13 protein-coding genes are annotated in these 19,997 nt (G+C 62.6%); 3 read left to right on the top strand and 10 right to left on the bottom strand.

Annotated features, from left to right (window positions below):
- Positions 1-28 precede the first annotated feature (28 nt).
- The 4 genes from rmuC to recC all read right to left on the bottom strand — a co-directional run bounded on the left by rmuC (position 29) and on the right by recC (position 10,850).
- Complete coding sequence (gene rmuC, locus OXS31_RS16830; protein ID WP_108582494.1) at positions 29-1,612, bottom strand: DNA recombination protein RmuC; 1,584 nt, start codon at positions 1,610-1,612, stop codon at positions 29-31.
- A 73-nt stretch (positions 1,613-1,685) separates the two neighbouring features.
- The gene (gene recD / locus OXS31_RS16825; RefSeq protein WP_074583945.1) at positions 1,686-3,767 is read right to left on the bottom strand and encodes an exodeoxyribonuclease V subunit alpha; all 2,082 of its coding nucleotides are present in this window, start codon (positions 3,765-3,767) and stop codon (positions 1,686-1,688) included.
- The gene (recB, locus tag OXS31_RS16820) at positions 3,760-7,422 is read right to left on the bottom strand and encodes an exodeoxyribonuclease V subunit beta (RefSeq protein WP_267400727.1); all 3,663 of its coding nucleotides are present in this window, start codon (positions 7,420-7,422) and stop codon (positions 3,760-3,762) included. Before recB ends, recD begins: the two co-directional genes overlap by 8 nt.
- Positions 7,419-10,850, bottom strand: a complete 3,432-nt coding sequence (recC, locus tag OXS31_RS16815) for an exodeoxyribonuclease V subunit gamma (RefSeq protein ID WP_267400725.1) — start codon at positions 10,848-10,850, stop codon at positions 7,419-7,421. Before recC ends, recB begins: the two co-directional genes overlap by 4 nt.
- 181 nt (positions 10,851-11,031) lie before the next feature.
- On the opposite strand from recC, the gene OXS31_RS16810 reads away from it, so the two are divergent.
- A complete protein-coding gene (locus OXS31_RS16810; RefSeq protein ID WP_027600836.1) occupies positions 11,032-11,529 on the top strand; it encodes a hypothetical protein in 498 nt (165 codons plus the stop codon).
- Between the two features lie 13 nt (positions 11,530-11,542).
- On the opposite strand, the gene yacG is transcribed toward OXS31_RS16810, so the two are convergent.
- From yacG to pilB, 5 genes are all read right to left on the bottom strand, one after another.
- Positions 11,543-11,740: a DNA gyrase inhibitor YacG gene (gene yacG, locus OXS31_RS16805; RefSeq protein ID WP_007160931.1), complete on the bottom strand. Its 198-nt coding sequence runs from the start codon at positions 11,738-11,740 to the stop codon at positions 11,543-11,545.
- A complete protein-coding gene (coaE, locus tag OXS31_RS16800) occupies positions 11,737-12,348 on the bottom strand; it encodes a dephospho-CoA kinase (protein ID WP_044341561.1) in 612 nt (203 codons plus the stop codon). Before coaE ends, yacG begins: the two co-directional genes overlap by 4 nt.
- Positions 12,345-13,217, bottom strand: coding sequence for an A24 family peptidase (locus tag OXS31_RS16795; RefSeq protein WP_267400711.1), 873 nt, complete (start codon positions 13,215-13,217; stop codon positions 12,345-12,347). Before OXS31_RS16795 ends, coaE begins: the two co-directional genes overlap by 4 nt.
- Positions 13,217-14,434, bottom strand: coding sequence for a type II secretion system F family protein (locus tag OXS31_RS16790; protein WP_267400709.1), 1,218 nt, complete (start codon positions 14,432-14,434; stop codon positions 13,217-13,219). The genes OXS31_RS16795 and OXS31_RS16790 overlap by 1 nt, the downstream gene beginning before the upstream one ends.
- A gap of 210 nt (positions 14,435-14,644) precedes the next feature.
- Entirely contained in the window at positions 14,645-16,339 is a 1,695-nt protein-coding gene (gene pilB, locus OXS31_RS16785) for a type IV-A pilus assembly ATPase PilB (RefSeq protein ID WP_267400707.1), read from the bottom strand.
- Between the two features lie 212 nt (positions 16,340-16,551).
- On the opposite strand from pilB, the gene OXS31_RS16780 reads away from it, so the two are divergent.
- Together OXS31_RS16780 and OXS31_RS16775 are read left to right on the top strand one after the other, a co-directional pair.
- Complete coding sequence (locus OXS31_RS16780; RefSeq protein ID WP_267400705.1) at positions 16,552-16,971, top strand: pilin; 420 nt, start codon at positions 16,552-16,554, stop codon at positions 16,969-16,971.
- Complete coding sequence (locus tag OXS31_RS16775) at positions 16,853-18,463, top strand: O-antigen ligase family protein (RefSeq protein WP_267400990.1); 1,611 nt, start codon at positions 16,853-16,855, stop codon at positions 18,461-18,463. Before OXS31_RS16780 ends, OXS31_RS16775 begins: the two co-directional genes overlap by 119 nt.
- Positions 18,464-18,493: 30 nt before the next feature.
- Here the strand turns inward: OXS31_RS16775 and OXS31_RS16770 are convergent, their stop codons facing one another.
- Positions 18,494-19,780, bottom strand: coding sequence for a hypothetical protein (locus OXS31_RS16770; RefSeq protein ID WP_267400703.1), 1,287 nt, complete (start codon positions 19,778-19,780; stop codon positions 18,494-18,496).
- Between the last annotated feature and the right edge of the window lie 217 nt (positions 19,781-19,997).

Here is a 19,997-nt window from a genome sequence, read left to right as displayed (position 1 = left end):
GCCCTCCTCCTGAAACCGTAGCGCCGGATCAGCCCTGGTCGGAAGACTCGGCCGCAGCTTCCAGCTCGACCATCGTCAGCTCCAGTTCCGCCCGCTCGGTCCACTGGCCGTCCAGCTCGGTGCGTACCGCCACGCCCAGCTCCTTGAAGTCGGCCACCTGCTTGACCAGGTTGCCCGGCCCGCCCACCAGTTGGCCGCAGGCCTTGCGATAGGCTTCGCCGGCCTTGTCCAGACTCTTGCCGATGCCGTCCATGCTGCCGAGAAAGGTGCGCAGCTTGTCGTAGACCTTGCCCGCGCGCTCGGCCAGTTCGGCGGTGTGGCGATTCTGGTCCTCGAAGCGCCAGAGCTGGCGGACGATGTTGAGGCTGGTCAGGAGGGTGGTCGGCGTCGCCACCAGGACATTCTGCTCGATGGCGCGCTGGAACAGGCTTTCGTCGGCCTTGAGCGCCTCGACGAAGGCCGATTCGATGGGGATGAACAGAAAGACCATCTCCGGCGAATTCAGCCCCGGCAGGCTGAAGTATTCGCGGTCGGCCAGTTCGCGGATGCGCTCGCCCACGGCGCGCACGTGCTCGCCCAGGGCCAGGCGCCGCTCGCCCTCGTCTTCGCTGTTGACGTAGCGGGTATAGGCGTTGAGCGACACCTTGGCGTCCACCACCAGGTGTTTCTTCTGCGGCAGATGGACCAGCACGTCCGGCCGCCGGCGACCGGTCTCGGTGGTGAAGCTGCGTTCGCGGACGAAGTCGCGCCCCTCGCGCAGGCCGGAGCGTTCCAGCACGTTTTCCAGGATGAGTTCGCCCCAGTTGCCCTGGGCCTTCTTCTGGCCGCGCAGAGCGGTGGCCAGGTCGTGGGCCTCCTGGGTGATCTGGCGGTTGAGCTCCTTGAGGTCGAGCAGTTGCTGGCCGAGGGCCGCCTGCTGCTGCACATCCTTGTGGTGGATGTCCTCGACCTTGGCGCGAAAGCCCTCGATCTGCTCGCGGAAGGGCCGTAGCAGCGCATCCAGGGATTGCTGGCTGTGCTGGGCGAAGGCCTGGCCCTTGGCGTCGAAGATGCGTCCGGCCAGTTGCTCGAATTCCAGCTTGAGTTGCTCGCGACTCTCGCGCAGCAGCTGTTGCTGCGCCTGGAAGTGCTCTTCCTTCTGCTCCAGGGTGGTCCTCAGCGTCGCGTGTTCTTCGGTCAGGCGCGCATGGCGTTCCTGCACCTCGGCATGCAGCTGCTGCTCGCGGTGCTGGCGCTCGCGCACCTCGGCGAGCTGCTCCTGGATGCCCTGCAGCTGGGCGCGGGTGGCCTCGGCCAGGGCGTGCTGTTCGGCGGCCTGCAGCTGGGCCTGGCGGGTCTGCTGGCGCAACTCGGCTTCCAGCTCGCGATTGGCCTCCAGCTGGCGCTGCAGGGCGGCGGTGCGTTCGCGCTCGGCGCCCAGCTCCACCACCTGGCGACCATTGGCCAGCTCGGCGCGTTGCAGGTCGTCGCGCAGCATGTCGTAGCGCTCGGCGGCACTGTCGAGTTGCTGTTGCAGATAGCGCTGGCGCCCGGTCAGCCAGACGGCCGAACCCGCCCAGCCGGCCAGCAGCAACAGGGGAAGCACAAGGGAAACGAAAGGCAGGGAAGTCATGGCGCTCTCATCGCGGACGGCTCCCCTCACCTTAGGCAGGCGCGAGGGGAGCGTCCAGCGTTTATCTGTACATTTACACAGTGTTTCGCAAATCCAGGTCCAGGCCGCTGACGCGGCGGACCCGACGGGCCACCGCCTCGGCGAAGATGCCGCTCCGGGCCTCGATCAGGGTGAAATCATCGCGCGCCCGGGTGATGCCGGTATAGACCAGCTCCTTGGTCAGCACCGGACTGAGCTGCTCAGGCAGCAGCAGCGCGGTGTGGGCGAATTCCGAGCCCTGGGACTTGTGCACGGTCATGGCGAACACCGTCTCCACCGCCGCCAACCGGCTGGGCAGGACGAATCTCAGACCGCCGCTGCCATCGCCGCGGGGAAAGGCGACCCGCAGGACCTTGCGCCCCGGCTGGTTGGCATCGGGCAGGCAGAGGGTGATGCCGATGTCGCCGTTCATCAGCCCCAGGCTGTAGTCGTTGCGCGTCACCAGCACCGGACGGCCTTCGTACCAGCCGTGCTCGCCCGCGAGCAGGCCCGCCGCCAGCAGGGCGCTGCCGATGCGCAGGTTGAGGCCTTCCACACCCCAGGGGCCCTTGCGCACGGCGCAGAGCAGCTGGAAGTCGTCGAAGGCGGCCAATACCTGGCCGGCCCAGAGCGTCCAGGCGGGATCCTCCAGGACGGTATCCAGTTGGGGCCGCGTCCCCTGCAGGACCTCGAGATAATGACGATAGCCCCGGGCGCGCCCGCGTCCCTCCAGCACCAGGCGTTCCAGGGCGCGATCCTCCGGCCCCTTGAGCAGCACCCGATGGAGATCGGCATAGCCGCCGTCGACCAGGACCTGCTGAGCACCCTGGCCATCCTGGGCATTGACCCGGCGGGCCAGCTGGCCGATCCCGCTGCCGGCGCCGAAACGCCGTGAGCGCCTGAGCATCACCACCTGCTGCGCCAGGGCGTCAGCCTGGTCGTCGCCGACCGCCAGGGCGGTCTGGGCCAGCGACTGGCCGCTCACGGCTTCCAGCCAGGCGCGGGTGGCCGGACTGTAGCGTCCGGCTTCGGCATCCCGGCAGAGATCGCCCAGCACCGCGCCGGCCTCCACCGAAGCCAGCTGATCCTTGTCACCCAGCAGCACCAGGCGCGCCCGCGGCGGCAAGGCCGCCAGCAGACTGGCCATCATTTCCAGGTCGATCATCGAGGCTTCGTCCACCACCAGCACGTCCAGCGGCAGGGGATGCCCGCGGTGATGGCGGAAATGGCGGGTATTGGGCCGACTGCCCAGCAGCCGGTGCACCGTGGTCACCCCGGTGGGGATGTGCCGGCGCAGCTCCTCGTCCACCGGCAGGCGACTGACCTGGCCGCCGATGGATTCGGTGAGGCGCGCGGCCGCCTTGCCGGTCGGTGCGGCCAGGCGGATGCGCAAGGGACGACCGGCCGCCACCGCGGGCGCCTGGAGCAGCGCCAGCAGGCGCACCACGGTGGTGGTCTTGCCGGTGCCGGGGCCACCGGTGACGATGCTGAAGGCACCGCGCACCGCCAGGGCGCAGGCCAGTTTCTGCCAGTCGGGTTCGCCGCCCGCGTCGGGGTCCGGCGGAAACAGCCGATCGAGACGCTCGGCGAGATCCGCCGGCAAAGGTTCGTGGGTGGCCAGGCGCTGGCGCAGGCTGGCCGCCACCGCGCGTTCGTAATTCCAGTAGCGACGCAGGTAGAGGCGCTCGCCACCCAGCACCAGCGGTCGTTCCGGACAGCTGCCGTCGCCATCGACCAGGTCGCTGGCCAGCAGCGCCCGCTGCCAGGCCTCGAGGGTCTGGCCGTGCAGCAGTTGCGACGGCAAGAGCGAGGCGCGCGCCTCGTCGCCCTCGGGCGGCAGCGACAGGGCGGCATCGGGATTGCGCAGGGTGGCGGCGAGATCCAGGCAGACATGGCCATGGCCGAGCTGATGGCTGGCCAGGGCCGCGGCCAAGAGCACCGCCGAGTCGCCCTGGGGTTCGAGTTCGCCGAGAAAGCCGGTGAAGGCCCGGTCCACCTGGCGCAACCAGCCGCGCTGCACCCAGAGCTCCAGCAGGCGAAAGAGGTCGTCCCGCTGTTCGAGCGGGGCAAGCGGGCGCTCCTGGGCCAGGGACGCCAGGCGCAGCAGCCGTTCGGTGGCGGGGCTGAAATCAGACATGGGCATTCTCCGCACCGCTGAACAACAGATCCAGGGTCTCGATCAGCGCCTGGGCGGGCCGCTCGACGAAGACGCCGTGGCCGGCCGGATCGCAGCCGCGCAGGAAGAGGTAGACGGCGCCGCCGAAGTGGCGCTCGTAGCTGTAGTCGGGCAGCCGCGCCTTGAGCAGCCGGTGCACGGCCAGGCTGTAGAGCACGTACTGCAGGTCATAGCGCTTGGCCAGGACGGCCTCCTCCATGGCCGCGCGGGTATAGGCGCCGGCTTCGGCGCCCAGCCAGTTGGACTTGTAGTCCACCACGAAATAGCGCCCCTCGTGTTCGAAGACCAGATCGATGAAGCCCTTGAACAGGCCGTTGAGCTGCCCCGGCTCAAGCATCGGTCGCACCTGGCCGCGGTGGGTACCACGACTCACCAGGTCATCCAGCCGCTCCAGATCGACGCCATGGGTGGCGAACCAGAATTCCATCTCCACCTGGTAGCGCGCCAGTTCGCCCAGGCGCTGGCTGCCCCCCGGCAGGGGCAGCGGCAGCGTCAGCAACTGGCGCAGCCAGCCCTGCAGGATGGGAATCCAGTGATTCCAGCCGCGCCGCTGGCAACGCCGGGCGATCAGGTCGTCCAGCCGCTCGGGCGCCGCCTGGATGGCGGTGAAGCCTTCCTCGCCGACCCACTCCAGCAGGCTGTGCAGGAAGGTGCCCGGGCCGGGGCCGCGGGGAAAGCGATGCAGGTCTTCACCGGCTGCGGGCTGGCGGGCCTCGTCGGGAGCGAGGCGGTCGTCGTCGAACAGCTTCTGGGCCGCCGGGGTATCCAGGTCCAGCTCCAGGTTGAACGGGCCCTCTTCCCGCGCCTCGCCCAGGCGCGTACCGATCCGCAGGGCGCTGTAGGAGGCGATCCACCAATCCTCGCGGGCCGCCCGACGCGCCGTCAGCGCCTTGAGGGTCACCGGCGCTTCGCGGGCTTCGGGCAGGCGTGCCGGACTGGCTTCGGGGAGCGGCAGGATAAGGGTGTCGGGCTGGGCGCCGATCAGGGTGGTCAGGGCGGTGCCCAGGGCCGCCGAACTCGCCAGGGGCTCGCCGCCGGTGGCCAGGTAGCCGAGGGCACTGCGGGCGAAGCCGGATTCCTTGCTGCGCCCGCGCTTGAGATCGGCCACCCCGACCCAGCAGGCATGGCGGGCCCGGGTCAGGGCGACATAGAGCAGGCGCAGGTCTTCGGCAAGGCGCTCGTCGTCGGCGCGGGCCAGTTCCTCGGCGGAGGGCTTGAAGGTGCGGCGCAGCTGGCCTTGGTCATCGTGATAGCGCAGCGGCAGGGTCGTGCCTTCTTCGGCGCGATAGGCGCAGGCGAAGGGTAGGAACACCAGGGGATATTCCAGGCCCTTGGACTTGTGCACCGTCACCACCTTGACCAGCTCGGCGTCGCTTTCCAGGCGCAGGATCTGCTCGTCGGCGGCGCCTTGGGCGGCCAGTTGCTCGGCCAGGTGGCGGATCAGCGCCTGCTCGCCATCCAGCTCGCCGGCGGCACGCTGCAGCAGTTCGGCGAGGTGCAGCAGATTGGTCAGCACCCGCTCGCCATCGGCGCGAGCCATCAGCCGCTGCGGCAGGCGGAAGTCCTGCAGCAGGCGGCGCAGCATGGGCAGCACGCCCTGGCCGCGCCATAGCTGGCGATAGCCGCGGAATTGCAGCACCCGCGCCTCCCAGGCCTGCTCGTCGTGGTTGAGGGCATCCAGTTCGGCCAAGGGCAGGTCGAGGGTCAGGCTGCCCAGGGCCGCACGCAGCCGGCGATCCACATCGGGCTCGGCGCAGGCCTTGAGCCAGTCCAGCAGGCAGCGGGCCTCCTGGGCGGTGAACACCGAATCCTTGTCCGACAGATAGACGCTGCGCACCCCGCGCCGCACCAGCGCCTGGCGTACCGCCTGGGCCTCGCTGCCGGCGCGCACCAGGATGGCGATGTCGGCGGGCCGCAGTGGCGTGAACTCGCCGTCTTCGCGCCGAAAGCCGGCCTTGGCCTCGGCGGCCAGGCTCAGCAGCCGGACGATCTCGCTGGCGGTGCTCTCGGCCAGGACGGCGCGATAGGCGGTGCCGGCCAGGGGCTCGTCTCCGGCCAGCTGCCAGAAGGTCAGGGCCGCACCCGGCGTGCCGTCGATCTCCAGCGCTTCACGCCGCCCCTGGGCGCGGACCGGCTCGAAGGGCACCGGATTGTCCTCGCCCTGGCGGAAGAGGAAGGCCGCCCGCGGGGCCGTGGCCTCGCCATGGGCGAACACCTGGTTGACCGCCGCGACCATGGCGGCGGTGGAACGGAAGTTGGTGTCCAGCGAGTGCAGGTGGCCGGCATTGGCGCGACGCGCCTGCAGGTAGGTATGGATGTCGGCGCCGCGAAAGGCATAGATGGCCTGCTTGGGATCGCCGATCAGGAACAGCCCGGTGCCCTCGCCCGCGCCATAGACGGTGTTGAAGATGCGGTACTGCACCGGGTCGGTGTCCTGGAATTCATCGATCAGCGCCACCGGGAATTGCTCGCGGATCAGCGCCGCCAGCCGCGCGCCGGCGCCATCGGCCTGCAATGCCCGATCCAGGCGGGTGAGGATGTCGTCGAAACCCAGCTCGGCGCGACGCAGCTTCTCGCGCTCGAATTTCTGCTGCACCCAGGCCGCCGCGTGCTCCAGCAGCGGCACCTCGGGGCTGGGCAGCTCGGCCAGTTGCCCGGGCAGGCGCGCCATGGCCGCCAGGGCCGGATGATCCGGCGGACTGGCCTTGGTCCAGGCCTCGGCGAAGCCCTCCTCGGTCAGCCGGGTAAAGCCGGTGCCGATATCCAGGTCCTCGCTGGTGGGGTTGTCCGCCCAGGCGACCAGCTTGTCGCACCAGGGCCCGAAGAATCGCTTCTGCAACTTGCGGCCGTCGACCACCTTGGCGTCGCAGCCGGCCTGGCAGAGGTCACGCACCTCTTCCGCCCACCGGGCCCAGGGCGCCTTGAGGTGTGCCAACCGCTCGCGACGCTCCGTCAGGGCGGTGGCCAGCAAGGCGGCCGGTTCACCCTGGGGCGCGCCCAGGGCCTCGCTCAGCAAGGGTCGCAGGCGCGCGGCCAGGGCGCGGGGCTCGCCCCAGTGCTCGATGACCCAGTCCAGCGCCTCGCCCTCCAGCGGATAGCAAAAGCGTCGCCAGTAGTCGCGCACCACCTGGGCGAGCAGCTCGCTCTGGTCCTGCTCCAGGTTCTGCACGAACAGACTGCCGCTGTCGAAGGCGTGCTCGCGCAGCATGCGCTGGCACCAGCTGTGAATGGTGGAAACGGCCGCCTCGTCCATCCACTGGGCGGCGATGTCCAGGCGCCGGGCGCAATCGGCCCAGGCCTCGACCGGAAAGTCCTCGCGCAAGGCGTCGAGCAGCGGATCGGGCGCGGCGATCTCGTCGCGAAAGAAGCGCGCCGCCTCGGCGAGGCGATGTCGAATGCGATCGCGCAATTCCTGGGTGGCGGCCTCGGTAAAGGTCACCACCAGGATCTGTGGCGGCAGCAGTTCGCGGCCGAAGGCCGTCTCGGGCGTGCCATGACCCAGCACCAGACGCACATAGAGCGCGGAGATGGTGAAGGTCTTGCCGGTCCCGGCGCTGGCCTCGATCAGCTGATTGCCCTGCAGCGGAAAGCGCAGGGCGAGCGGACGCTGACTCATGCCTGCCCCTCCCCGCCCACCACCTGCCAGCCGGCGGAGTGCACCGGCGCATAGAGGGTCTGGCACCAGCCGTCGAATTCCTCGTCGGCCAGCAAGGCGGCGAAGTCCGGATACTGCCGGCGCAGCGCCGGATGGGTCGCCGCCTCGCCCTGATAGGCCTGCTCGGCGGCGGCCAGGGCCTTGTCCGGGTCATTGGCCAGCCAGGCGAAGGCGGTGCGCGGCGCGACGGGAAGCGGACGCCGCTGCCCCAGGGCCCAGGCGTCCAGCAATTCGTTCAGCTGCCGACGGGCCAGCTCGGCGTCCAGTGGCGCCAGCAACAGGGTCAGATCGGTCGCCACCACCGCGGTGGTCAGCTGCAGCCCGCCGGCCGCGGCGACCAGATGCTGTACCCAGGGGCGCAGCAGCCGGTGCCATTTGCGGGTGCGCGTATTGCCCAGGCCATTGGCCTGGGCGGTCAGCGCCAGCAGGCCCTCGGGACCGCGGCGCAGCCGTTCGAGGTTCGCAACCAGTTGCAGCTCGCGATGTTCGATATCCAGGGTCAGGGCCTCTTCCAGGGGTTCGGGCCAGCGCAGCGTCAGGGCCTCGACCTGGACCACCACAGCGGGCAGCGGCTCGCGCAAGGCCCGTCCGGCTCGCTCGCCAAAACCCGCCAGCGGCAGCCGACCACTGCCGCGCAGGCGCTCCGCGGCGGCCATAAGCGCCTGATCCGCCTCGGCCGGCGCGGCCAGAGCCGCCGCCAGCAGGTCTTCGCCCAACTGGTAGCGGGTCAGGGCGTCCAGGCCGAAAGGCTCTTCATCCTCCGCCGGCGCATCGGGCGGCGCGAAATGAACCTTGAGGCGATTGGCGAAGAACAGGTCCACCGGTCCGCGCAGAAAGCGCGCGAGATCATCGAGGCCCAGGGGCTCTTCGGGCACCAGCGGCGGCAACAGGGCATCCTCGTCGCGTGTGGTGCGTTCATGCACGCCCAGCCACTCGGCCGCGAAGCTGAAATAGCCGCGCTCGCCGCGAAAATAGCGGGCACTGAAGGGCTGCAGCGGATGCTCCTGGGTCAGGGCCGTGAGCAGGCGCTCCGGCTCCTCTTCATGCCCCGCCAGCCGCCAACCGGCCTGGAGATGGTCGCGCAACTGGGCGACCAGCACCGACGGCGGGCGCTCGCTGTTGTCGCGGATGCTGCGCCCCACCCAGCTGACATAGAACTGATCGCGCGCCGAGAGCAGCGCTTCCAGCAGCAGATAGCGGTCGTCCTCCCGTCGCGAGCGGTCGCCGGGACGGTAGTCCTGAGCCATGAGATCGAAATCCAGTGGCGACTGGATGCGCGGATAGGCACCGTCATGCATGCCCAGCAGGCAGACCACGCGGAAGGGAATGGCGCGCATGGGCATCAGGGTGCAGAAATTGACCGCGCCAGCGAGAAAGCGCTGGGCCAGGCCACCGCTGTCCAGCCCCGCCAGCCAGGCCTCGCGCACCACGGTGAGCGGCAGCTCCTCGTCCAGCGCCACGTCTTCGCACAGTTCCAGCCAGCGCTCGCGCAGATTCTCCAGCTGCTCCAGCAGGTATTCGTCGTGCTCGTCCTGGGCGCTGAAGAACAGCGCCAGCAGCGCCTGCAGGCGGGCGCCCCACTCCGCCGGTCGCGCCGGCTGAGCCAGCGCCGCCTGGGCCGCGTCCAGGGCATCGAGCAGATCCACCAGCGGCCCGACCAGGGCCGCATCCAGGCCACCCACCTCGTCGAAGGGCTCGATATCGCCCAGGGCCGCGCCGCTGCCGACGGCGTAGCCCAGCAGCATGCGCCTCAGGCCGAAGCGCCAGGTGTTCTGCATCAGCCCTTCCGGCAGATCAAGGCGACTGCGCTGCTCGGCATCCAGTCCCCAGCGCACGCCAGCGCCTTCCAGCCAGAGGTGCAGGGTTGGCAGATCGCCCTCGCGCAGGCCGAAGCGGGCGCGCAGCGCCGGCACGTCCAGCAGATCGAGGATCTCGCTCAGGGCGAAGCGGCTGTCGGGCAGCTGCAGCAGGTGCTCCAGGGCGATCAGCAAGGGTTGGAAACCGCGCTGGTGCTGGTCGGCCAGGCTGAAGGGGATGAAGCGCGGATCGCCACGCTCAAGCTGGCCGAATACCGCGCGGATATGCGGCGCATAGGCATCGATGTCCGGCACCATGACGATGACGTCGCGCGGCCGGAGGCTGCTATCGCTGTTGAAGCGCGCCAGCAGCTGGTCGTGAAGAATCTCCACCTCGCGCTGGGGACTGTGGGCCACATGGAAGCGCATGGACCTGTCCCGCGCCGGATCGACCGCCGGCCAGCGCTCGCGGGTCTCGCTCAGCGGACGCAATTCGAGAATGTCGTCCTGCAACTGGCCGAGCAGGTGCTGGGGTTCGGCCTCGGCGAAGAGGTCGATGCGCCCGCCATTGAGGTCCTCGAACAGGCGGCGATAGCCATCGGGTTCGTCGAATTCGTCCAGCAGATGGATGTAGTCGCGGCCCTGCTTGCCCCAGCTCGCTAGCAGCGGCTGGCCGTGCTGGTGCAGCGCCTCGGCATCCAAGGTCTGTGGCATGCCCGGCTTGCGCTGCTGGCGGCGATAGTTCTGCCGCAGCAGATCCTGGTCGGCGACGATGTCGGACCAGTGATGGCGACAGGGATTGTGCACGCAGAGCAGCACCTGGCTGAAGCGCGCCAGCGCGGCCAGGGCTTCGAGGGTCTGCGCCGGAATCGCCGACAAGCCAAAGATCACCACCCGCCGCGGCAGCCCGGCTGGCGGCTCGGTCGCCGCCTGCATGATCTCCAGGAAGCGCCGGTGCACGCCGGCGCGACTGCGGGCCAGACCGCCGTCGCCCACATCGTCCAGCAGCGCCCGCCACAGCTGCGCCTGCCAGCGGCAACTTTCCGGCAAGGGACGCCGGCCGTCGCGCAGGCTGGCCAGCAGATCGCGCCCCGCCGCCCAGTCGTTGAGCCAGTCGGCGCGATAGACCTGGTAGCCGTCATAGAGATCGGCCAGGCGCTCGGCCAGCTGATAGCGCTTGCGCAGATCGCCGTCATCGTCGAGAAAGCGCCGCAGGGCGGCGAAGTCCGGTTGCAGGAGCAGGGTCGGCAGGAGCCGCATCAGGCGCCAGGTCAGGGGCGCGCGGTCCAGCGGCGAGGATGGCGGGACCTGGTCACGCCCCAATACCTGGCGATAGGTCCGCCAGAGGAAGGCCGCCGGCAACTGCACCTCGAGAGCCGCAGCGACCCCGCAGCCACCCTCATCATCACCGCGCGGATCCTCGGCCAGCGCCAGCTTGAGCCACTGGGCGATGCCATTGCTCTGCACCAGCACCTGTTCGTTTTCCAGCGGCGCCAGGGGATACCGCCGCATCCAGCCGACCGCCAGGCCACGCAGCTCCTCGAGCCGATTGCCATGTACCACCATGAATCCGGGAGTGAGCGCCTCGGACATCCTACGCCTCGCTGTTCGCTATCTGCGGCCAGGGTAAGGATCACCCGCGCCAGACACCAGCCCGCAATGTGTTGACCGACGCATGACGCAGTGCACAGCCGCTCCGTCCACCCGCCTATCGCGGGACTCGAGCCGGTAGACTCAGCCGCTATCGGCCGCCGGCCTTCGACAGGATGTTTTCATGCGTTTCCTCGTTGCCCTTCCCCTGCTTCTGGGCGCCGCCCTCGCCCATGCCGACAACGGCGAGCCCGTCGACTGCGCCAGCCTGCAGGCGCAGTTGCCCTTGCCTCTGCTCCAGCAGACCTCCGGCCTGCCCCTGGCCTATGCCCGGCAGATCGCCGGCGGCTGCGCCTTCACCGATCGCGACACCGGCCAGCCGGCCAACTACCTGCTGGGCCTGTCGGCGGGCTACGAGAATGGCGGTCGGGCGCTGCCCAAGCTGCGTCGGCAGGTGCAATCTTTGAGCGAACAACTGGAGTGCAAGGCCATCGACGGCCTGGGCGAAGGCGCCAGCGCCTGCAGCAAGCCCTTGCTGGGCACCCAGGTGTTCTTCATCAAGCGTGACCGTATTCATACGGTGACGGCATCCAGCCCGCTGGAATACGAGAAACCCGAGCTGGCGGCCAAGCTGCGCCAGGCGGCCCAGGCAACCGCCCAGGCCTGGGCACAGCGGCTATAGGGGAAGGCGCGCCCTAGTGGCCGCGCCGATTGAGGTCTTCCGAATAAAGATCGTCTTCCAGCTCATTGCCGGGGATGGCGTGCTCTTCCGCCGCCCAGGCGCCCAGGTCGATCAGTTTGCAGCGGTCGGAACAGAAGGGCCGGTTGGCGCTCTTCTCGCTCCATTCCACGGGTGCGCCGCAGGTGGGGCAGTCCACGGTAAGAGTGCTCATGCTTGGCCTCCGTCAAGGGTCAGATAAAAGGAATGCAGGCGCTCCACCTCCGCGTGGAGCGCGGCGAGATCGCCGTCGTTGCAGATGACGTCATCCGCCTTGGCCAGCCGCTCGGCGCGCGGCAGCTGTGCGGCCAGGATGGCCCGCACCTGGACTTCGTCCACCCCGTCCCGGCGCATGGCCCGTTCGAGCTGCAACGCTTCCGGCGCGTCTATCACCAGCCCTCGCCGGACCAACGCCCGCTGTCCGGACTCGAACAGCAGCGGCGACACCAGGATGGCATAGGGCGACTCGGCACCAGCCAGGGCGGCCAGGATTTCCTGGCGAATGAGGGGATGCAGCAGGGCTTCCAGCCAGCGCCGCTCGGCCGGATCGGCAAAGATCGCGGCTCGCAGCGCCGCTCGATCCAGGCTGCCATCCGACTGCAAGACAGCGGGCGAAAAATGCCCGGCGATCTCGGCCAACGCCGGTCGTCCTGGCTCCACCACCCAGCGGGCGGCCTGGTCGGCATCGACACAGGTGATGCCCAGTTGGGCGAAATGCTCGGCAGCGGCACTCTTGCCACTGCCGATGCCCCCAGTCAGGCCGAGGGTCCAGGCAGAAGTCATCGGAATCCGGCGAAGTTCAGGTACAGACCGGTTATTTGATCACCCCAGAGCAAGGCAATCCACCCCGCCACAGCGAGATAGGGACCGAAGGGCAAAGGCGTGCTGCTTTCCGCCCGCCGCAGCCGCAGGGTGATGACACCCAGAATGGCGCCCACCAGCGACGACAGCAGGATGGTCAGGGGCAGGATCTGCCAACCGCCCCAGGCGCCGAGCAGCGCCAGCAGCTTGAAGTCGCCATAGCCCATGCCTTCCTTGCCGGTCACCAGGCGGAACAGCTGGAACACCAGCCAGAGACTCAGATACCCCACCACCGCTCCCCAGACGGCATCGCTAAGGTTGGTGAACAGCCCGAATTGATTGGCGATCAGCCCCAGCCACAGCAGCGGCAGGACGATGACGTCCGGCAACAGTTGGTGATCGGCATCGATCAGACTGGCCGCCAGCAAGCCCCAGGTCAGCAACAGGAAGGCACCACCCTGCCAAGTCACGCCCAGGTGCCAGATGACCCAGGCGGACAGCAGCCCACAGGCCAGCTCCACCAGCGGATAACGCAGGCTGATAGAGGCCTGACACCCATTGCAGCGACCGCGCAGGAGCAGATAACTCAGCACCGGCACATTTTCCCAGGGCCGCACGGCGCGCTGGCAATGAGGGCAGCGGGAAGCAGGTCGCGCCAGGTTGAAGGGGGCGCCTGCCGGCTCGGCCGGCAGCTCCAGTACTTCACGCGCCTCCGCCTGCCAAGCCCGCCTCAGCATCACCGGCAGGCGATAGACCACCACATTGAGAAAGCTGCCCACCAGCAGCCCCAGGACCAGCGCGCACAGCGCCGCGGCCAGCGGTGCGCCGGCCAAAAATTCCAGCAGCGCCATCAGACCACCGAGCCGAGCTGGAAGATGGGCAGGTACATGGCAATGATCAGACCGCCCACCAGAACCCCCAGGACCGCCATGATCATCGGCTCCATCAGGGTGGTGAGGTTGTCGACCATGTTGTCGACCTCGTCTTCATAGAAGGTCGCGACCTTGGACAGCATCTCGTCCAGCGAACCGGATTCTTCACCGATGGCCGTCATCTGGATGGCCATGGATGAGAACACCCCGGTAGTGCGCATGGAGAAGTTGAGCTGCATACCGGTGGACACATCGCCTTTGATCTTTTCCACGGCATTGCGGAATACCACGTTGCCGGTCGCGCCGGCCACCGAATCGAGAGCATCCACCAGGGGCACACCCGCCGCGAAGGTGGTGGCCAGAGTCCGGGCATAACGGGCAATGGCCGACTTGTAGAGAATGGAACCGATCAACGGGATCTTGAGCAATCCACGGTCAACCGCATCGCGAAATTTTTTCGATTTCTTGTAGAAGTGGCGAAGGACGAAAGCCAGCACAAAGAGCCCGCCCAGTACCAGCAACCACCACTCCTGTAAAACCTCGGAAATCGCGATGACCATAAGGGTAAAGGCCGGCAACTGAGCACCGAAGCCCTCAAACACCGATTGGAATTGAGGCACCACCTTGATCAACAGAATGGCCGACACGATCACCGCGACGACGATGACCGCCGCAGGATAGGTCATGGCCTTCTTGATCTTCTTCTTCAACGCCTCGGTCTTTTCCTTGTAGGTGGCTACCCGATCCAGCAAGGTCTCCAGGGCACCCGATTGCTCACCGGCATCCACCAAGTTGCAATAGAGATCGTCGAAATACTGCGGCTGCTTGCGCAAGGAGTTGGCCAGGCTATTACCCGCGGCAACATCCTGCTTGATGTCGTCGACCATCTTGCGCATGTTGGGATTGTCGAAGCCCTCGCCGATGATGTCGAAGGCCTGGAGCAGAGGTACGCCCGCGCTCATCATGGTCGCCAGCTGTCGGGTGAACAGGGCGATATCCATGGGCTTGATCTTCTTGCCCTTGCCGAACAGCGACACCGACTTCTTGCGCACCCGGGTTGGATTGATCCCCTGCTTGCGCAACTGCGCCTTGATCAGCGCAGGATTCAGTCCCGTCATCTCGCCCTTCACCTTGGTCCCTTTGCGATCGGTCCCTTCCCAGGTGAAGCTGCCCATCTTGATAGCTTTATCGGCCATGGCCTCGACTCGTCAAAGGCTCGGCCCGGCTTGGCGGGCCCGTCAAAAGAATGCTCTGTTCAGAGCCGGTTGCCGCTTTAAAGGCAAGCATCGCGCCAAACAGCGCCAGTCGCCGCGCCCCGACGTATCCGAGGCTTGCAGCGATGATCGACCAACGCTCGGATCAAGTCCCCTCTCCCTCCGGGAGAGGGCTAGGGTGAGGGAAAGCCGCTAGTCCTTGGTGACCCGATTGATCTCTTCCAGACTGGTAATCCCCTGCATCGCCTTCACCAGCCCCGACCGCCGCAGATCATTGAAGCCCTCTTTGCGCATCCGCGCCGCGATCTCGATGGAGTTGCCCTCCTCCATGATCATCTGTTGCAGTGCCGGGGTGATCTTCACCACCTCGTAGATCCCCACACGCCCGCGATAGCCCGCATTGCAGTCCTCGCAGCCGATAGGCTGATAAAGGGTGAAACTGCCGATTTCTTCCTCGCGAAAGCCTTCGGCCAGTAGCGCCTCACGGGGCACCTCATGGACTCGCTTGCACTTGTTGCACAGCTTGCGCGCCAGCCGCTGGGCGATGATGAGGTTGACCGAGGTCGCCAGGTTGAAGGCAGGCACCCCCATGTTGCGTAGACGCGTCAGGGTTTCCGCCGCGCTGTTGGTGTGCAGGGTCGACATCACCATGTGACCGGTCTGGGCTGCCTTGATAGCAATCTCCGCCGTTTCCAGGTCCCGGATCTCACCAACCATGATCACGTCAGGATCCTGACGCAGAAAAGCCCGCAACGCCTGAGAGAAGTCGAGCCCCTGACGCGGATTGACGTTGACCTGGTTGATGCCTTCCAGGTTGATTTCCACCGGATCCTCCGCCGTGGAAATATTGATATCCTCGGTATTGAGGATGTTGAGGCCGGTATAGAGGGATACCGTCTTGCCTGAACCGGTCGGCCCGGTCACCAGAATCATGCCCTGCGGCTGCTTGAGTGCCTGCAGATAGAGCTCCTTCTGCACATCCTCGTAGCCCAGGGCATCGATCCCCATCTGGGCGCTGGAGGAATCCAGGATCCGCATCACGATCTTCTCGCCCCAAAGGGTGGGCAACGTGTTGACCCGGAAGTCGATGGATTTGGTCTTGGACACCTTCAGTTTGACCCGGCCATCCTGAGGTTTACGCCGCTCGGAGATGTCCATATTGGACATCACCTTGAGTCGCGCCGAGATCCGCGACACCAGCTGCACCGGCGGCCGCGCCGCCTCGTGCAAGACGCCATCGGTACGAAAGCGCACCCGATACATCTTTTCATAGGGCTCGAAGTGCAGGTCGGACGAACCCTTCTTAATAGCGTCGAGCAGCATTTTGTTGACGAACTTCACCACAGGCGCATCGTCCGCGTCGGTACCCGCAACGGCCTCCTGAGGCCGCTCGCCGCCCTCAGTCTCAAGATCAAGGTCGATATCGCCCAGATCCAGTCCACCCGTGCCGCCATCAAGATACCTTTCAATCGCCTGATGCAGCTTGTCATCCTCGACCAGCACCACCTCGACGGCGAGCTTGCTGCCAAAGGACACATCATTGATAGCCTGCTGGTTGGTAGGATCGGAAAGCGCGATGAAAAGCTTGTTGCCTCTTTTGCTCAAAGGCAGAAAGTGATGCTGCTGCATCAGCTTCTCGTTGACGATGTCCTTGGGCAGTTGCTCCTTGTCGATAGCCGATAGATCGAGAAAAGGCACGCCGAATTCCTGGGCCGCCAATTCGGCCAGAGGCCTGCTCTGCACCAACCGCTGCTGAACGAGATAGGTCACCAGCGGCACCTTCGCCTGCTTAGCCTTAACTACAGCCTGCTGAGCTGCAGCCTCCGCCAACAGCTGAGCATCCACCAACTGCCGCGCCAGTCCCGACAGCATCACCGTCTCGTTCATCGTAATTCCCACCCTTGGCTACAACAGGCGTTATAGCACCCCCCAGACCGCCCGCAAAATGGCGCCAGACAGCTGACATTTTTTGTCACGTGCTGCCCTTTTATTGACGCCCACCACAAAGAAAACGTGTTGCAGTCGCCACTTTTCTTTGGCACGGCCTGTGCTATACCTCAAACAGGCACGTTGGCCTGCCCCAACCTCGGAGATTTGGAATGAACGCTCAAAAAGGCTTTACCTTGATCGAACTGATGATCGTGGTGGCGATCATTGGTATTTTGGCGGCAATCGCTATTCCGCAGTACCAAGATTATACAGTTCGCTCACAAGCAGCGGCAGCTCTTGCAGAAATAACTCCTGGCAAAGTCGCTTTTGAACAAGCAGTTAATGAAGGCAAAACCCCTTCACTGACTTCTACAGACGCTGGTTTCATCGGAATTACTAACTCTACAACATACTGCACTGTATCTCTCACCGGCACCACTGCTATCACTTGCACCGCGAAAGGCGGCAATGCTGCAAACTTTACAGGTAAAACGCTTACTTGGACGCGAGCAGCTGATACTGGCGTATGGACCTGCACTACCAATCTGGCCGCAAAATACCGCCCAGGCAGCTGTGGGGCCGGTAGCTAATCAAAGCAGGCGCGCCCTCGATGAGGGCGCGCCCTATCCTATCCAAAGTAAATTTATCAGTTCAACCCCAGAAAAAAATCCAGAAAAAAGTGCACAGATGAAGACAGTAAAATCTTGGTTTGTGCTAAGCAACAATATCAAAAAAATCAAACCCTACATCATTCTTATTATTCTATTTTCATCCACATCCGTAATATCTTACAGCTCAGAATACAGCTGGCACGACCAACAAAGGATAGCACAGATCTTACTATTGACGATCTGCTCTTTGCACTACTTAGTAAAGCCCGATACTTTCAAATCCTTCAGCAGTTCACTCCCGGGGCTTATATTAGCCATTGGATTGATCTCCTCAACAATTTCAGAACATCCTGGGTGGGCAGCAAAAGAATGGTCAATTTACGTAGGGCTTTGGGCTCTGTGCTTAACTTATAAAAACATTCTAACAACCGAAAAATCTCAGCGAGAGATTTTTTTTATTATAGCCACAGTCGGCCTTATTCTTGCCTTCAACTTCCTGACTTCTTATTTATCCTCAATTTTTAGTAATCAAAAATCATTAGATGCCGACGTGCTATTTTCGGGCTTCAGCAATCCACGATTCTTTGGGCAATTTCAAGCTATCCTCATCCCTACTCTCGCGCACTTATTTTTCACTAGCAAAGACCAAAGAGCGCTAAAGCTCTTAATATTAGCCACACTAGTACTTCATTGGTGCATTTCATATTTACTCGGCGGACGCGGGCTGTGGCTCTCCCTAATAATCGCCTATACTTTTGGCCTTCTTGTCACGAACCGAGCCCTCCCAATAATAAATATCCAGATATTAGCCGCAAGCCTCGGCTTCTTTATATTTAAATTGATGTTTTTTTTGATACCAGATCAAATTGGCGCAACCTCAAAGATATACGAAAGCCTTAGAACAGGATTATCAGCTAGAGACTTACTTTGGAGTGCCGCCTGGGAGGCCGCTCAGAATAACTTACTACTCGGAATAGGACCAATGCACTTATCCGCGAGTATAAATCCTGTAGCAGCCCATCCACACCAAGTTATACTGCAATGGTTTGCAGAATGGGGGCTTCCGGCCACTTTTCTAGCCGTAGCCACAGCTATAAAAGGCATCTATAAAGGGTGCACCACTACACACACAACCAAAAATCCAGATGATTTATGTATTCTTATCGTATTGATGAGTTTGTTAGTACTTGCCCAAGTCGACGGCGTCTTTGTCATGCCCTACACCCAGACTTGGGTAGCAATATTTGCGAGTATTGCCTGCGCTCGGTGGGCTTCCACAGGCCTCAATGTCAAGTACCCATTTATTGTCACAAAAGGCTTCATGCTCGTTGCAGCCTTTGTTTTAGCAAAAACAATAATCCTAGAGGCGCCTAACCTTCCCAACAGCGAAAAAAACTATTATGAAAAAAACCATTCCACACCTAAACCGCGCTTTTGGTTACAAGGCTGGATTCCAATGAGCGAAAACTAAGCCATCTCAAATTCCAAAGCAAGATTAGCTTCAAAGCTTAAGCTCTCTCAATGTCAACAATAGAAACACAGGCAAAACGAAGACATAAGCACTCACCAAAACAAATGACATATACTCAAACGGAAAATTCTTTGCAACAATCACACTGCCAACTAGGACATAAACCCCAAACACAAGAGAAACAAAGTGAAAAGGCTCTTTTTTTTGCGCCCTTACATAGCCAGCTAAAACAGCTACAAGTGTTTGAAAAAAAAATGCCGCGGCTAGCAATAGCATAAAATTAAAATCAACCAACCTCGAAGAAATATCGAATAAAACATATAAATTTTTTTCTATGAGAAAAAAAACACCAACACCGACAAGATAAGTCAATAAAACCAGAGGCAGAAGTCTCAAAAAAAACGCATTGACCCTTTCGTACTCTCGCCTAGCAAAACACCCAGCCAGCTTAGGCATAAAGGCAGTCATCCACACTAAAGAAATCGAGTGGATTGCAAAAAATAGCGCCATGCTCAAACCAAACTTTCCAGCAAGCCCTGCACCATAATACTTAAAAATCACAGGTGTCATTGTTTGAAAGCTCAAATAGCCCCCGACAAAACTCATGCCTGTTCGGAAAATCAACGGTAAAAATCCAGCCCACCACGAATTCAAGTCCAGCAGACACTGAGAGCCGATCTGCTCTATCAAAAATCTATACTTCTTTAGAATTAGGAATGAATGAAAAAAACCACCTAATAACCAAGAAAAAACCAGCGAATAAACTCCGCACCCCGAAACCAAACCGGCAACCAGCAATAAAAGCCCCATGAGAGATGAAACCATACGAATTTGCTGTCCTTCGGCAACTTCTCCGCAACCCTCAACAAAACATAAAAATAGCCCATTACACATTGTCAGAACTGCCGAAAGTAAAAAAAGACCCCACGGCAATAAAATCCAAAACCCTTTATCACTAGAGCAAAGAACAAAACAACCTATAGCAAAAACTACCGGAACAGCAATTAAAACTGAAAGCCTCACCCATCTTAAAAAAAACAAAAATAAAGATGAAATATTGGCAATCTCACTAAACGCTCCCACCATCCTCTTTTGCTCATCAAACTGTAAATTGGAAAACTCGTGAGAAGCAAAAATTGAAATTATACCTGCAACACCTAATTCCGCGAAAACCAAAAGCCCAGCCAAGCTTAAAAACACGTACCAATAACCCTGACTTTCCAGACTAAGATATATTGGAAGTAAAAAAAGCGTTATGGGCCCCGACAAAACCCGCCAAAACTGGTTTAAAAAAGAAAATACATAATCTTTGACCACGATGCATCCGCGGATTAAAAATGACCTGACAAATCTAGCACCCATCGAAAATGATTGCCAGCGATTCCAACTGACAAAAATAACTGATTAAACTGAGCCCTCAAGAAAGGTGAAAGCCGCCAATGCTAAATGAATCCCCCCTAAGCAAAATCAAAAACCAAATAAAACGCCTACTTTAAAACCCAAACACGTTAGTTAAAAAAACAACATCCTTAAG

This window comes from Pseudomonas sp. GM_Psu_1, from assembly GCF_026544185.1.
GTDB classification, from domain to species: Bacteria; Pseudomonadota; Gammaproteobacteria; order Pseudomonadales; family Pseudomonadaceae; genus Chryseomonas; species Chryseomonas oryzihabitans.
Note: the sequence above shows the minus strand (reverse complement) of the source record. Positions and strands in the feature narration are given on the sequence as shown.

Coding starts and splice junctions, on each gene's coding strand:
- coaE (WP_044341561.1), bottom strand. CDS start 12,348: ATGACTTCTGCCTGGACCCTCGGCCTGACTGGGGGCATCGGCAGTGGC.
- recD (WP_074583945.1), bottom strand. CDS start 3,767: ATGTCTGATTTCAGCCCCGCCACCGAACGGCTGCTGCGCCTGGCGTCC.
- recC (WP_267400725.1), bottom strand. CDS start 10,850: ATGTCCGAGGCGCTCACTCCCGGATTCATGGTGGTACATGGCAATCGG.
- OXS31_RS16810 (WP_027600836.1), top strand. CDS start 11,032: ATGCGTTTCCTCGTTGCCCTTCCCCTGCTTCTGGGCGCCGCCCTCGCC.
- recB (WP_267400727.1), bottom strand. CDS start 7,422: ATGAGTCAGCGTCCGCTCGCCCTGCGCTTTCCGCTGCAGGGCAATCAG.
- rmuC (WP_108582494.1), bottom strand. CDS start 1,612: ATGACTTCCCTGCCTTTCGTTTCCCTTGTGCTTCCCCTGTTGCTGCTG.
- OXS31_RS16790 (WP_267400709.1), bottom strand. CDS start 14,434: ATGGCCGATAAAGCTATCAAGATGGGCAGCTTCACCTGGGAAGGGACC.
- yacG (WP_007160931.1), bottom strand. CDS start 11,740: ATGAGCACTCTTACCGTGGACTGCCCCACCTGCGGCGCACCCGTGGAA.
- OXS31_RS16795 (WP_267400711.1), bottom strand. CDS start 13,217: ATGGCGCTGCTGGAATTTTTGGCCGGCGCACCGCTGGCCGCGGCGCTG.
- OXS31_RS16780 (WP_267400705.1), top strand. CDS start 16,552: ATGAACGCTCAAAAAGGCTTTACCTTGATCGAACTGATGATCGTGGTG.
- pilB (WP_267400707.1), bottom strand. CDS start 16,339: ATGAACGAGACGGTGATGCTGTCGGGACTGGCGCGGCAGTTGGTGGAT.